Genomic DNA, 13,280 nt, shown 5'->3' with positions numbered 1-13,280 from the left:
ATTGCGATACAAAAAGTCCGTTTTAGTTGCCCTCTGTGGTACTGCGTTATTCGTTTGTCAGGTTCAGGCAGCGAAATTATCCATCCTGATCGATGACTTTGGTTATCGTCAGCATGAGGAAAACCAGGTACTTCAGATGCCAAAAGCGGTATCCGTCGCCATTTTCCCCAATGCCCCTGATTCGCAAATGATGATGAACAAAGCCCATCAGCAGGGACGTGAGATCCTCATTCACCTGCCGATGGCGCCGCTCAGTAAGCAACCGCTGGAAAAGGATACCCTCACGCCGTCAATGAGCGCGGCTGAGGTCAAACGTATCGTTGATCAGGCCATCCGCAATATTCCCTACGCCATCGGCATCAATAACCATATGGGCAGCGCGATGACCTCAAGCCGCAGCGGCATGGACAATGTCATGCAGGCGATGAATGCCCACAATCTGTTTTTTCTCGACAGCATGACTATCGGCAATACCCAGTCGGTCAATGCGGCTCAGGGAACGCGCGTGAAAGTCATCAAGCGCAATGTCTTTCTGGATGATGTGCAAAATGAGGGCGAGATCCGCCGTCAGTTTGAACGCGCCATTCAGCTGGCACGTAAGAATGGCTATGCGATTGCCATCGGGCATCCGCATCCGGCGACAGTAAAAGTGCTGCAACAAATGCTGCCGAATTTGCCTTCCGATATTGTTCTGGTTCGGCCAAGTGAGTTACTTAACGAGCCGGTACGCAGCTCATCATCAGCGGGTAAACCGCCGAAATCGACATCGGTAAAATCCACGAGTAAAGGCATCAGCGTGTGCCGTGTGAAACAGCCTGCTCCACAGATTTACGCAGACACGATGTTTAAAGTTATCGGTGAAAGCCTGGCAACATTACCGGCTGTGGTATTCGTTGAACGTCAGTATCATATTTTGACCACGTCTGTGGGATCGGCACCGGTTGAGCCGCATGCCGACACCACACCCGAGGCGAAGAAATAAAACACGTACGCAACGTATTGATAAGCAAGCTCATAGCGCCTAAAAGCAAATAGGTAGAGCTTAAAGAATTTGCCCCTTATAATGGGCGCTGCATGTTTTTGGATTCAGACTGCGCAGGGGCGCTCATAAATGGGACAAGATCGATCTAAAATTCTGCTGCTCGACAGCGGCAAAGAATGGGGAGGTGGCACTAACAGTATGTTAGAGCTGCTGAAAAGAATCGATCGGGAAAAATTTGAAATCAGCTGCTGCTTTTATAACGATTACGCGCGTGATAATGGGGAAACCATCAGCCAGATCCTGAACTCGCTGAATATTCCGGTCTTCTTCATTCCTCAGGTTAAGCAACCTGCATGGGCAAAAATCAGTAAAGAAGTGCTGCGTACCCTGTTTTTCTTCAGCAGTGCCTTGCGCCAGAAAGCCATTTACTCCATCGATAAAATCTGGCGCATCAATCCCAATATCCGCAAAATCCACTCCCTGCTGGAGCTTGGACAGTTCGACATTTTATATATGAATAATCAGCCCAGCTCTAACGTTGAAGGCTATTATTCCACCGCCGGTTTACCGACAGAAATTGTGCAGCATTGCCGCATTGAGCCGGTCCTTAACCGCGATGTCGTGCGGATTGTGAACAAGTTCTGCCACAGCATTATTTCTGTGTCTCAGGGCGTTCAGGAACAATTGCTTAAGCGCGGCGTGCGCAGCGAATTATGTTTCACCGTTTTCAATGGCATTGATATTAATCAGCCGCTGCCTGATGGCAAAAATATTCGCCGGGAGCTGGATGCTAAAGACGATACCTTCATCTTTGGCAGCATCGGCTCTCTGATCAACCGCAAAGCCCATCACTTCACCTTGCTCGCGCTGGATAAATTCAACCGCGCCTTTCCTGAAGCAAAATGGAAGATGGTTTTTGTGGGCGAAGGCCCAAATTTGCGTCGCTTAATCCAGCAGGCTGCCAGCCTGAATATGATGGATAAAGTGGTGTTCACCGGCTTTCAAAATAATGCGCTGGAATATCTTTCCGCTTTCGATGCCTTTATCCTGGGATCGAAAAGCGAGGGCCTGCCGCGTGTTGTTCTGGAATCTATGTTATTGAAAACCCCAGTGATTGGTTCCAATGTCACCGGCACGGCCGAGCTTGTGAAGAATACTGAAACGGGCATGTTGTTCGAGTACGGCGACGTTGAGATGCTGTTTAACCATATGAAAACGCTGTATCTCAACGAGCATCTCCGCCACGAGATCGCGCAGCGGGCGAACCTGAATGTTCGCGATAAATTTGCCATTGAGAAGTATGTCTCTGGCGTAGAAACCGTTTTAAGCAGTGTCAAAAAGAAACAAGGCTGAACATGTTCAAATTTCTGAATTCAAAATATCGTCATATTCTTTCGCGTCACAATCTACCTTATGCGCAGACGCTGACTGCCGGTATGCCAAAGAACAGCGTGACGTCTGTGGTGATCCCTTCCACGGGCGCTGACTATATTGAAGAAGCCTGTTTGTGCGCCGAGTTTGCCGACAAATTTGCCACTAAGTTACAGGAAATCGTCATTGTTACCGATCAGGACGCCAGCCAGTTCAGAACGCTGCCTGAGAAAGTCCGTATTGTGACGCTCAGTCCTGAAACAAAATCCGGCGACTATCGCTATAAGCAAATTTACCTGAGCCGGTTAATCAAACTGATGGCGCCCTTGCAGGCCAGAACTGACGGTATTTTGATGATCGATTCGGATTTGAATCTCCTGAAAATGCCGGAAATTCAGCTGCATGAAAATCACATTTATTCGAGTTTCCGTCAGGGCAAAATGATCGCAAAACTCGACGGTTGCGATCCGGCCAGCATTCCGGCTTATTACAAAGACAGCGTGCGACCTTACATCGTTGACCACGTTAACGGGGCATTCTTGGCGGCAACGCGCAAAACCTGGGAACGCCTGTGCCCGCTGTGGATTATGTTTTTCCGCGATACCTGGAATATTCTGCCTGATAACCAGCCACCCACGGATCAACTGCCGCTTGCTGCCATGCTCGATACGCTGGACATCCAAAGCGTCAATTTAGGCGACTGGATGAACTGGCCGGTGTCGAAGAAAATTGGTGGCACGCCGTCAGTCATTCCAAAAGAAGTGATTGGCGCGCACGGGGGTTTCCCGCTGTCTGAATGGCAGAAATATCTGGCCTCGCCGGATAATGAGTTGCTGTTTAAAGGGCAGGATTACACCCGCAAAGTGCGCTATCTCACCGATGCCGAGAAGCAAGCGGCAGACCCCACGGTGTAGAATGTATTGTGGTACGAAAATAAAAGGCCCGCTGATTTTGCGGGCCTTTGTCATTGAAGCGTTGAGTTACCAGTCGAGAATAACTTTGCCTGAATGCCCTGAACGCATGGCATCGAAGCCTTTCTGGAAGTCATCAATGGGGAAATGATGGGTAATCAGTGGTGTGAGATCTAAACCAGACTGGATCAGCGCCGCCATTTTGTACCAGGTTTCGAACATCTCACGCCCGTAAATCCCTTTGATAAACAGCCCTTTGAAGATCACCTGATTCCAGTCGATCGCCATTTCGGTCGAAGGGATGCCCAGCATCGCAATCCGGCCGCCGTGATTCATCGCGCTGAGCATGCTGCGAAATGCAGCCGGCGCACCGGACATTTCCAGACCGACGTCAAACCCTTCCGTCATTCCCAGCTCTTCCATCACTTCAGGCAGGCTTTGCTGGCTGACATTCACCGCACGGGTGACGCCCATTTTTCGCGCCAGCTCCAGCCGGTATTCGTTCATATCCGTGATGACCACGTGGCGCGCACCGACGTGTTTGCAGATGGCCGCCGCCATGATACCGATCGGCCCGGCACCACTGATCAGTACATCTTCACCCACCAGATCAAACGACAGTGCGGTATGCACCGCATTGCCCAGCGGGTCGAAAATAGCGGCCAGATCATCAGAAATGTTATCCGGGATTTTAAAAGCATTGAACGCGGGCAACACCAGATATTCAGCAAACGCACCAGGCCGGTTAACGCCGACGCCCTGCGCATTTCGGCACAAATGCGTGCGGCCACCGCGACAATTGCGGCAATGCCCGCAGGTGATATGCCCTTCGCCGGAAACACGGTCGCCGAGACTAAAGCCCTTAACTTCCTGCCCGATCCCGACCACTTCACCGACGTACTCATGGCCGACCACCATCGGCACCGGAATGGTTTTTTGTGACCATGCATCCCAGTTGTAGATATGCACATCGGTGCCACAGATCGCCGTTTTGCGGATTTTAATCAGCAAATCGTTATGGCCCATTTCCGGCACCGGCGCATCGGTCATCCAGATGCCTTCTTCACGTTTCAGTTTCGCTAACGCTTTCATGGACATTCCTCAGGCGATCACGCCAAGTTTTTTACCGATACGGATGAAAGCGTCAACGGCCTGTTCGATCTGTTCAGTCGTATGGGCGGCTGACATTTGGGTGCGGATCCGCGCCTGCCCCTGAGGCACAACCGGGTAGAAGAACCCGGTGACATAAATTCCTTCCTGCTGAAGTTGGGCAGCAAAATCCTGCGCCAGCCGTGCCTCGCCCAGCATCACCGGAATGATGGCGTGGTCGGCACCTGCCAGGCTAAACCCCGCCGCCGTCATTTTTTTGCGGAACAGTTTGGAATTGGAGAGCAGCTTCTCGCGCAGCTCACTGCCGGCTTCGAGCATGGATAACACTTTTAGCGAGGCAGCAACGATCGAAGGTGCCAGAGAATTCGAGAACAGATAAGGTCGCGAGCGCTGGCGCAGCCAGTCGATGACCTCTTGTCGTGCGGCGGTATATCCGCCCGATGCCCCACCCAGCGCTTTGCCGAGCGTACCGGTGATAATATCAACGCGGCCCATCACATCGCAGTATTCATGCGTTCCGCGCCCTTCTGCACCGACAAAACCGACAGCATGAGAATCATCGACCATTACCAGCGCATCAAAACGCTCCGCCAGATCGCACACGCCTTTCAGGTTGGCGATCACACCATCCATCGAAAATACACCGTCGGTCGCGACCAGAATATGGCGTGCACCGTCATCTTTCGCCTGCTGCAAACGGGCTTCCAGCTCGGCCATATTGTTGTTGGCGTAACGATAGCGCTTGGCTTTGCATAACCGTACACCGTCAATAATGGAGGCATGGTTGAGTGCGTCCGAAATAATCGCGTCTTCTTCTCCCAGGAGGGTTTCGAACAGGCCGCCGTTTGCATCGAAACAGGAGGAATAGAGAATGGCATCGTCCATACCCAGAAAATCTGCCAGACGATGTTCGAGCTCTTTATGGGTATCTTGTGTGCCGCAAATAAAACGCACCGAAGCCATGCCGAAACCGTGGCTGTCAAGACCGGCCTTGGCGGCCCGGATTAATTCAGGATGGTTCGCCAGCCCGAGATAGTTATTGGCGCAAAAATTAATGACCGGCTTTCCGCCCGCGACCGAAACTTCGGGCTGCTGCGGAGTGGTCAGAATACGCTCTTCTTTAAACAGCCCTTCAACCCGCGCCTGATCGAGCTGATCTTCCAACTGGCGATAAAACGAAACAGACATACAGTATTCTCCTGAAATGACTCATTCACGGAATACATTACTAATCTGCATATGAAATAACGATGAAAACGCTCACAAAATCTTCATTTTGCAGCATACTTCACGCCTTACGCTCTGAAACATAAGAATGCGTGATATCGGACACCTTCCCAATGTGAGCTTGATAATGAAGTGTTATGATATTGCCAACTGTATAAATCACGCATGGTGCGTGATTTTAAAATGATTAAAGGTGAGTCCCATGATAATCGTCACTGGCGGCGCTGGTTTTATCGGCAGCAATATTATTAAATCGCTCAATGATATGGGATACCGCGATATTTTAGTGGTCGATAACCTGAAAGACGGTACCAAGTTCGTCAATCTGGTTGATCTGGATATTGCGGATTACTGCGACAAAGAAGATTTCATTGCCAGCATCGTCGCGGGTGATGATCTGGGTGATATCGACGCGATCTTCCATGAAGGCGCCTGCTCTTCCACCACCGAGTGGGACGGCAAATACATGATGGATAACAACTATCAGTATTCGAAAGACATCCTGCACTTCTGTCTGGACCGGAGCATTCCCTTCCTTTATGCCTCTTCCGCCGCCACTTACGGCAGCCAGAGCACCAGCTTTGTGGAAGAGCGTCAGTACGAGCAACCGCTGAACGTTTACGGCTACTCCAAATTCCTGTTTGACCAGTATGTACGCGAAATTCTGCCGCATGCTGAATCGCAAATCTGTGGTTTCCGTTACTTCAACGTGTATGGCCCGCGTGAAGGTCATAAAGGCAGCATGGCCAGCGTTGCGTTCCATCTGAACAACCAAATCAACGCCGGTGAGAATCCAAAATTATTCTCCGGCAGCGAAGGCTTCAAACGCGATTTCATCTATGTCGGTGACGTGGCCGCGGTAAATCTGTGGTTCTGGCAGAACGGCGTATCCGGTATTTTCAACTGCGGGACTGGCCGTTCAGAATCTTTCCAGGCCGTGGCAGATGCCGTGGTGGCTTACCACAAGTCGGGCGATATCGAATACATTCCGTTCCCGGAAAAACTGAAAGGTCGTTATCAGTCCTTCACTCAGGCTGATATGACGGCTCTGCGTAAAGCAGGCTACGACAAACCGTTTAAAACGGTTGCCGAAGGTGTGACGGAATACATGAGCTGGCTCAACCGCACAGTCTAAGAACCGCACATTGAGGAATGGATTAACGGTATGAAAATACTGGTAATTGGGCCGTCATGGGTCGGTGACATGATGATGTCACAAAGTCTTTACCGCACCCTGAAACTGGCGCACCCGGATGCACAAATTGACGTGATGGCACCTGCATGGTGCCGTCCGCTGCTCGACAGGATGCCAGAAGTGAATCGGGCATTGTCGATGCCGTTGGGTCATGGCGCTCTGGAACTGGGTGAGCGCCGCCGTCTGGGCATTTCTCTGCGCACAGAACAGTATCAACGCGCATACGTTTTACCCAACTCGTTTAAATCGGCGCTGGTTCCGTTTTTTGCGCGCATTCCTCAACGTACAGGCTGGCGCGGTGAAATGCGCTATGGTCTGCTGAATGACGTGCGCGTTCTGGATAAAGCAGCCTTTCCGCTGATGGTTCAGCGTTATGCCGCGCTGGCTTACGATGCTCCACGCATTAAAACAGCCGCCGATCTTCCGCAGCCCATTTTGTGGCCGAAATTGCAGGTTAGCGAAGCTGAAATCGCCGCCGTCACCACCTCGTTCAATGTCGATAACGCCCGCCCGCTGATTGGATTCTGTCCAGGCGCGGAGTTTGGCCCGGCAAAACGCTGGCCGCATTTTCATTATGCCGCGCTGGCGGAAAAGTTGATCCACGAAGGCAATCAGGTGGTGCTGTTTGGCTCGGCCAAAGACCACCCTGCCGGAGAACAAATCCGCCTTGCTCTGTCTGAGAGTGCGCAGCCTTTCTGCCTCAATCTCGCAGGAAAAACGTCTCTGGATCAAGCCGTTGTCATGATTTCTGCCTGTCACGCCGTGGTCAGTAATGACTCCGGTCTGATGCACGTCGCAGCTGCGCTGGATAAACCGCTGGTGGCACTCTACGGGCCAAGCAGCCCTGATTTCACGCCGCCTCTCAGCCATCAGGCAAAAGTTATCCGTTTGATCACCGGCTATCATAAAGTCCGCAAAGGCGATGCTGAAGAAGGTTATCACCAGAGCCTGATTGATATTCAACCAGAGCAGGTTTATCAGGAATTAAACCAGTTACTGTGCACAAGGAAGGAGCAGTAATGCGGGTTCTCATCGTCAAAACCTCGTCAATGGGCGACGTATTGCACACGCTTCCTGCGTTAACGGATGCCATGAGGGCTATTCCTGGGATCCGCTTTGACTGGGTCGTGGAAGAGGGATTTGCACAGATCCCTGGCTGGCACCCTGCCGTAGACCGGGTGATCCCGGTCGCCATAAGACGCTGGCGTAAAAACTGGTTCGGATCTGAAACCCGTCAGCAGCGCTGTGATTTCAAACGTGAAGTGCAGTCTCAGACCTATGACGCTGTGATAGACGCACAGGGCCTGATGAAAAGCGCAGCATTGGTCACCCGTGTCGCTAAAGGCGAAAAACACGGTCAGGACTGTAAAAGTGCCCGTGAACCTTTCGCCAGCTGGTTCTACAACCATCGCCATGAAATCGATAAAAAACAGCATGCGGTAGAACGTACCCGGGAGCTATTTGCAAAAAGTCTGGGCTATGAAAAACCTGCGACTCAGGGTGATTACGCCATTGCAGCACGATTCCTGTCACACCTTCCCGCCGATGCGCACGAGTATTTGGTGTTTCTCCATGCAACAACCCGCGCGGACAAACACTGGCCAGAATCCCACTGGCGTAAACTGATTGAACTGCTGAGCGCGCAACACATCCGCATCAAGCTTCCCTGGGGAGCAGAGCACGAATATCAAAGAGCGTTACGTCTGGCTGAAGGCTTTCCTGATGTCGAGGTTTTACCAAAACTGAGCCTGGAAAATGTGGCGGAGGTTTTGGCCGGTGCCAAAGCAGTCGTGTCTGTCGATACCGGGTTAAGCCATCTGACGGCTGCACTTGATCGGCCTAATATCACGCTCTACGGACCGACAGATCCGGGATTGATCGGCGGCTACGGGCAGAATCAGTTCATTCTCAAAGCACAGGACAATTCGCTGGAAAACCTGACGGCAGAGCGCGTATTTGAGCAACTGAATGAGATGATCTCCGCGGAAAAGGAAGCGAGCAAAGTATGAGCTACGTGATAATTTTTATCTTGCTGTGGCCATTCAAAATGCTAATGAAACCTTTTCATCGAAGCACTGGCCGCAATCTGGTTATCCAAACCGCCAAGATCGGGGATTTCGTTAATATCACGCCGCTGCTGAAGCATTTAAAAAAATCAGACGTGCTGATCAGTAAAACGGTGTTACCACTTGCCGCGCACGATACGACGATTGAATCCATTTATCTGATTGAAGATTATAAAAAATCTTTATTCTCCAAGATCCGTCTGGCGTTTCATTTTCTGAATCGCTATGACCGCGTTTTTTTACTCCAGCCAAACAGCGTGAATGCTTTTTATGCCGCCTTCTGCAATGCCAGTTATAAAGCGTTTCTGATTGCCTACACCCGTAAGTGGTACCACGGCATTTTCTATCAGACGGCAGATGTGGTCAGGGTGCACAGAAAAACCGACTTCACTCTGGAAAGCTATCTGAAGCTGGCAGATCCTGTTCTCACCGCTGAAAGTTATAAAAAACATGCCACCTGGCCGCTTTATGTGCCGGAAGAAAACCGTCCTGAACTCGCTATAAAAGAAACGATAAGAATAGGCATCAGTATTTCAGCGGGAAATAAGGCAAAAACTATCCCAACCGACGTCTGGATAAAAATACTCGATTGCCTGAAGGGTCTGCCTTGTCAGTTTTATGTTTTTGGCCCTGAAAACGAACAGCCCTATCTCGACCAGTTGCTGAAAAAACGGAATGACAATAAAAACATCACCAGCCTGATAGGTAAGCTGAAATTGCATGAAGTGCCGTATGCCATTTCGCAGATGGATGTATATATCGCCTCCGACTCGGGCAATATTTATATTGCCGATGCCGTCGACGTCCCGGTGGTGTGTCTCGCGGGGCCTTGTGATTTGGCCGAGCAACATCCCACCTTCGCTGCATTAATTTTATCGCCGGAAGATGAAAGCCTTTCGCCGGAATCCTTTATATTCTCTGCACCTTACACGTTCAGACACAGTGCGGAACAACTGTTTTCGCTGAGTGATTCACAGCTAAACCAGATACGTTCTTTTGTCGTCAGTAATACAAGTCAGGAACAGCACCATGCCTAATCAGGAATACCTGAGTTATCTTGAGCAGAAAGAAGAGCTCGTTAACAATTTAGGGTTTTCAGACTTGCCGGTTGTCCATATCGCGTTCGGTATTAATAACGCGTATGCGCGCGGCATGGGGATCACTGTGTTTTCGGTTATGGAAAATAATCCTGACTTAGCTTTCCACATCCACGTGTTTGGCAGTCCGCTTGATGAGAAGTCAAAATCATTACTTCTCGAACTGGCCGCAAATCGTCCTTTAGCCATCACCTGCAATGTTTTCAAAGAATCGGCTTTTACCGACTTGCCGCTGATAGGGCGTTACCCACAGGCGATTTATTATCGTTTGTTTATTCCGTATCTTCTTGCTGATGTCACATCAAAATTCATTTATCTCGATGCTGATACATTGTGTGTAGGCAGCTATAAAGAGCTGCATGAAAAAGATATAAGCCGTTACACACTGGCGGCGGTGAACGATACCGAAAGGGCTCGCAATAAACTTTGCCCCCATTTAGGGCTGACCAGCGGGAATTACTTCAACTCTGGATTTTTATATATCAACATCCCGATGTGGATTGAGAAAAAAACGACGGAGAGAATCATTCAGACGCTGGCAATTCATGGCACAGAACTCAAGTTTCCGGATCAGGATGCACTCAATATTGCTCTGGAGCATGAGGTATTACTCCTGCCTAAAAAATATAACCTGGTGTGCGATATTATCCTGAACAAAGTCGGTAAAAAAACACCGGTGCCTGAAGATGCAATCCTGATTCATTACACAGGTAAATGTAAACCATGGCATCGCTGGGGTATGGGCGAATTAGCCAGTCTCTATGATCAGTACTATGCAAAATCGCCATGGCATGACGTTCCACATGATATGCCTGTCTCTTACAAAGAGATGAAGCGTTATGCGCAGGCACTTTGGCATGAACATCAATATGTGAAAAGCTTAAGTTGGATGTTTAAATACATGAACACTAAAATCTTCAGGAAGCACTCTTCATGATCAGGAACTGGCTATCGGCGATTAAGCAGTCATCAGTTGATGATAAACTTGCTGCTGTGTTCTTCTTATTTACGGCAATATCTGTTTCGTTTTTCATGTATTCCGGTGAAGTGACGCGTAACTTCTTTTATATCATTACTTACATCGCCATCATTTACTTCCTGTACATCACATTTAGAAAAGAAAAGAAAATCCATTTCTATATTTTCGCCTGGGCCGTGTTTATTTTAGGTGTCAGTAAATTACTTTGGGTTGCGTTAACCACCAATGAACAGTATCCGTTAATTGCCTACCATTATCAGATCAGTGGTAAACGTTTGATACTCGCCGCCTTTGTTCTCTACGCCATTGAGCACAACGTGAAAAAGTGGAAAATCTCCACGTTAACGATGCGCACCGGTGTGACCATCATGACGTTGCTTTTCATTATTATCGCGGTTACCCATATCGCGGTTTACCTGAAAACAGGCGACCGGATAAAAATTAACTCTGATGCCTCCACATCAGGAGCCTATACCTTCACCATTTTCTCATTACTGGTCATGTACAGTCTGAAATATTACGCACTTAAGCATTACAGACTACCGTGCCTGATTATTATGACGATGACTTTTGGTGTTCTTGCTGCAACAGAAACCCGCTCGGCCATCATGCTGTTCACCTTATTCAGCGCAGTGAGTATTCTTTATGATTTCGCAAAGAGTTCGCATACTTCGAAAATAATTTACGGCTTTGCGATTGGCAGTTTAATTTTAGCTGCGGTGATTTCAGGTCACCCTTATTATAATCGTGTGGTAGAGCGTATCGATAATCTCCAGCACGAAGTGAATTCTTACAGTCAGGGTGATCGTAATACTTCCGTTGGTGCCCGTTTTTCAATGTGGCGTGCCGGCATAGAGGTATTTAAACAGCATCCGCTGGGCCAGTCGGCTGACAGCCGTAACGCGCTGGCGACCCAATATATTGATCAACATGAAGGTGGCAATCCGGAAGCAATCCGTAATTTATCCTTCCACCTCCACAATGACATTCTCGACAGCCTTTCCCTGCAGGGGATTTTTGGCGGCATTATCATGGTGATGTTCTTCGCGGTGTTACTGCTTTATCCCTTTAAGCTGGTGCCAAAAGGTTACGAATTTTTACTGCTCTCCGTTCCGGTGATTTTTTTCAGTCAGGGCGATACCCAGTTCTACAACCGTGAATCGCCGTACTTTATTGTGCTGGTGTTCGGTTACCTGCTGATGCTGAGAATGTGTGACCGCTCTTCGTCAGTAAAACAGTGATTTTTACGGGGAAGTGAACCACACTGATTCCCCGTTTATTGCCATTCTTATCAGTGGAAATTGTGGAAATGAACCCGACAACGGTGCCCGAAGACATCAGGCTTAGCGCGATCATCCCCTTGTACAATGCGGGGGAGATGTTCAGAAACTTTATGGATTCGCTCGTCGCGCAGACCCTTACCCGCCTGGAAATCATCATTGTGAACGATGGGTCAACAGATGGCTCAGATCTGGTCGCTCAGGAGTACGCGGAAAGATATTCACATATCACGGTGATCAGTCAGCCTAACGGAGGGGTTTCCCTCGCACGTAACACCGGGCTCGCTGCCGCCAAAGGCCGCTATGTCACCTTTCCCGACGCAGATGACATTCTTAATCCTGATATGTATCAGACGCTGATCGACATGTGTGAACAGGATGATTTGGACGTCGCGCAGTGTAATGGCGAGCGTTATTTCGTCGGAACGAAAAAAGTAAAACCGATCATTCCTGCCGATCGATTATCCTCGACGCCTGTGTTGGATGGCGCCACCTGGCTGAAAACGGCACTGGCAACCAATCGCTATTTGCATGTGGTTTGGCTCGGTGTATATCGGCTGGCATTGATTAAAAGACATCAGCTCTATTTTGAACCCGGTTTACATCATCAGGATATTCCCTGGACGACTGAGTTTATGTTTAACGCGCAACGCGTGCGGTACACGCAGACAGTGCTGTATCGTTATTATATTCATGGTCTGTCCATCAGTAATCAGAAACGCACCGGAATGAAAAATGTTGAATATCAGAGACATTATCTGAAGATTGCTAAAATGCTGGATGATCTGAACCGGCGATATAAAGACCGGGTAAAAATCTATGCCGAATTTCCGCGCCAGGTCACACGTGAAGCCTTAACGGTATGCCACTCTGTGCGTCGTGAGCCCGATCCGGCAGCGCAAAAGGCCATGATTGAGGATATTTATACCAGCGGAACGCGCCAGATTATGCTGCGCAATGCGCGTGGAATTAAGCAATGGTGGCAATTATTGTTGTGGCTGAAACGCCTCCACACGCTGCGTAAACGTCTTGCCTGAAATGTTTCAGAAAGGGATGATTCTT

The 13,280-nt window shown here is 49.4% G+C and carries 12 protein-coding genes; 10 read left to right on the top strand and 2 right to left on the bottom strand.

Annotated elements, in window-relative coordinates; translation table 11 throughout:
* Position 1 precedes the first annotated feature (1 nt).
* The 3 genes from ABSH60_RS10035 to ABSH60_RS10025 all read left to right on the top strand — a co-directional run bounded on the left by ABSH60_RS10035 (position 2) and on the right by ABSH60_RS10025 (position 3,267).
* Positions 2–982 (top strand): divergent polysaccharide deacetylase family protein, encoded by a 981-nt coding sequence (locus ABSH60_RS10035; RefSeq protein ID WP_390973807.1) that lies wholly within the window; start codon positions 2–4, stop codon positions 980–982.
* A gap of 129 nt (positions 983–1,111) precedes the next feature.
* The gene (locus tag ABSH60_RS10030) at positions 1,112–2,335 is read left to right on the top strand and encodes a glycosyltransferase (protein ID WP_056774513.1); all 1,224 of its coding nucleotides are present in this window, start codon (positions 1,112–1,114) and stop codon (positions 2,333–2,335) included.
* A 2-nt stretch (positions 2,336–2,337) separates the two neighbouring features.
* Positions 2,338–3,267, top strand: a complete 930-nt coding sequence (locus tag ABSH60_RS10025) for a hypothetical protein (RefSeq protein WP_390973805.1) — start codon at positions 2,338–2,340, stop codon at positions 3,265–3,267.
* A 66-nt stretch (positions 3,268–3,333) separates the two neighbouring features.
* Here the strand turns inward: ABSH60_RS10025 and tdh are convergent, their stop codons facing one another.
* Both tdh and kbl read right to left on the bottom strand, forming a co-directional pair.
* Entirely contained in the window at positions 3,334–4,356 is a 1,023-nt protein-coding gene (gene tdh, locus ABSH60_RS10020) for an L-threonine 3-dehydrogenase (protein WP_056774507.1), read from the bottom strand.
* A 9-nt stretch (positions 4,357–4,365) separates the two neighbouring features.
* A complete protein-coding gene (gene kbl, locus ABSH60_RS10015) occupies positions 4,366–5,562 on the bottom strand; it encodes a glycine C-acetyltransferase (RefSeq protein WP_390973803.1) in 1,197 nt (398 codons plus the stop codon).
* A gap of 241 nt (positions 5,563–5,803) precedes the next feature.
* Between kbl and rfaD the strand changes: the two genes are divergently transcribed.
* The 7 genes from rfaD to ABSH60_RS09980 all read left to right on the top strand — a co-directional run bounded on the left by rfaD (position 5,804) and on the right by ABSH60_RS09980 (position 13,255).
* Complete coding sequence (rfaD, locus tag ABSH60_RS10010; protein ID WP_112165143.1) at positions 5,804–6,736, top strand: ADP-glyceromanno-heptose 6-epimerase; 933 nt, start codon at positions 5,804–5,806, stop codon at positions 6,734–6,736.
* A 30-nt stretch (positions 6,737–6,766) separates the two neighbouring features.
* Complete coding sequence (gene rfaF, locus ABSH60_RS10005; RefSeq protein WP_390973801.1) at positions 6,767–7,816, top strand: ADP-heptose--LPS heptosyltransferase RfaF; 1,050 nt, start codon at positions 6,767–6,769, stop codon at positions 7,814–7,816.
* The gene (gene rfaC, locus ABSH60_RS10000) at positions 7,816–8,805 is read left to right on the top strand and encodes a lipopolysaccharide heptosyltransferase RfaC (RefSeq protein ID WP_390973799.1); all 990 of its coding nucleotides are present in this window, start codon (positions 7,816–7,818) and stop codon (positions 8,803–8,805) included. The genes rfaF and rfaC overlap by 1 nt, the downstream gene beginning before the upstream one ends.
* Positions 8,802–9,899: a glycosyltransferase family 9 protein gene (locus tag ABSH60_RS09995; RefSeq protein ID WP_390973797.1), complete on the top strand. Its 1,098-nt coding sequence runs from the start codon at positions 8,802–8,804 to the stop codon at positions 9,897–9,899. Before rfaC ends, ABSH60_RS09995 begins: the two co-directional genes overlap by 4 nt.
* Entirely contained in the window at positions 9,892–10,896 is a 1,005-nt protein-coding gene (locus ABSH60_RS09990; protein ID WP_122097094.1) for a glycosyltransferase family 8 protein, read from the top strand. The genes ABSH60_RS09995 and ABSH60_RS09990 overlap by 8 nt, the downstream gene beginning before the upstream one ends.
* Positions 10,893–12,179 carry an O-antigen ligase family protein gene (locus tag ABSH60_RS09985; protein ID WP_390973795.1) on the top strand — a complete coding sequence of 429 codons (1,287 nt, stop codon included), beginning with the start codon at positions 10,893–10,895 and terminating at the stop codon, positions 12,177–12,179. Before ABSH60_RS09990 ends, ABSH60_RS09985 begins: the two co-directional genes overlap by 4 nt.
* A 68-nt stretch (positions 12,180–12,247) precedes the next feature.
* Positions 12,248–13,255, top strand: coding sequence for a glycosyltransferase (locus ABSH60_RS09980; RefSeq protein ID WP_390975724.1), 1,008 nt, complete (start codon positions 12,248–12,250; stop codon positions 13,253–13,255).
* Positions 13,256–13,280 lie beyond the last annotated feature (25 nt).

Source organism: Rahnella sp. R3(2024) (assembly GCF_042920125.1).
Lineage (GTDB): Bacteria > Pseudomonadota > Gammaproteobacteria > Enterobacterales > Enterobacteriaceae > Rahnella > Rahnella rivi.
Note: the sequence above shows the minus strand (reverse complement) of the source record. Positions and strands in the feature narration are given on the sequence as shown.

Bases quoted from the DNA above. Each gene is read 5' to 3' on its own strand.
- ABSH60_RS10030 (WP_056774513.1), top strand. From the start codon at position 1,112: ATGGGACAAGATCGATCTAAAATTCTGCTGCTCGACAGCGGCAAAGAA.
- tdh (WP_056774507.1), bottom strand. From the start codon at position 4,356: ATGAAAGCGTTAGCGAAACTGAAACGTGAAGAAGGCATCTGGATGACC.
- ABSH60_RS09985 (WP_390973795.1), top strand. From the start codon at position 10,893: ATGATCAGGAACTGGCTATCGGCGATTAAGCAGTCATCAGTTGATGAT.
- ABSH60_RS09980 (WP_390975724.1), top strand. From the start codon at position 12,248: ATGAACCCGACAACGGTGCCCGAAGACATCAGGCTTAGCGCGATCATC.
- ABSH60_RS09990 (WP_122097094.1), top strand. From the start codon at position 9,892: ATGCCTAATCAGGAATACCTGAGTTATCTTGAGCAGAAAGAAGAGCTC.
- rfaC (WP_390973799.1), top strand. From the start codon at position 7,816: ATGCGGGTTCTCATCGTCAAAACCTCGTCAATGGGCGACGTATTGCAC.
- ABSH60_RS10025 (WP_390973805.1), top strand. From the start codon at position 2,338: ATGTTCAAATTTCTGAATTCAAAATATCGTCATATTCTTTCGCGTCAC.
- rfaD (WP_112165143.1), top strand. From the start codon at position 5,804: ATGATAATCGTCACTGGCGGCGCTGGTTTTATCGGCAGCAATATTATT.
- kbl (WP_390973803.1), bottom strand. From the start codon at position 5,562: ATGTCTGTTTCGTTTTATCGCCAGTTGGAAGATCAGCTCGATCAGGCG.
- rfaF (WP_390973801.1), top strand. From the start codon at position 6,767: ATGAAAATACTGGTAATTGGGCCGTCATGGGTCGGTGACATGATGATG.
- ABSH60_RS09995 (WP_390973797.1), top strand. From the start codon at position 8,802: ATGAGCTACGTGATAATTTTTATCTTGCTGTGGCCATTCAAAATGCTA.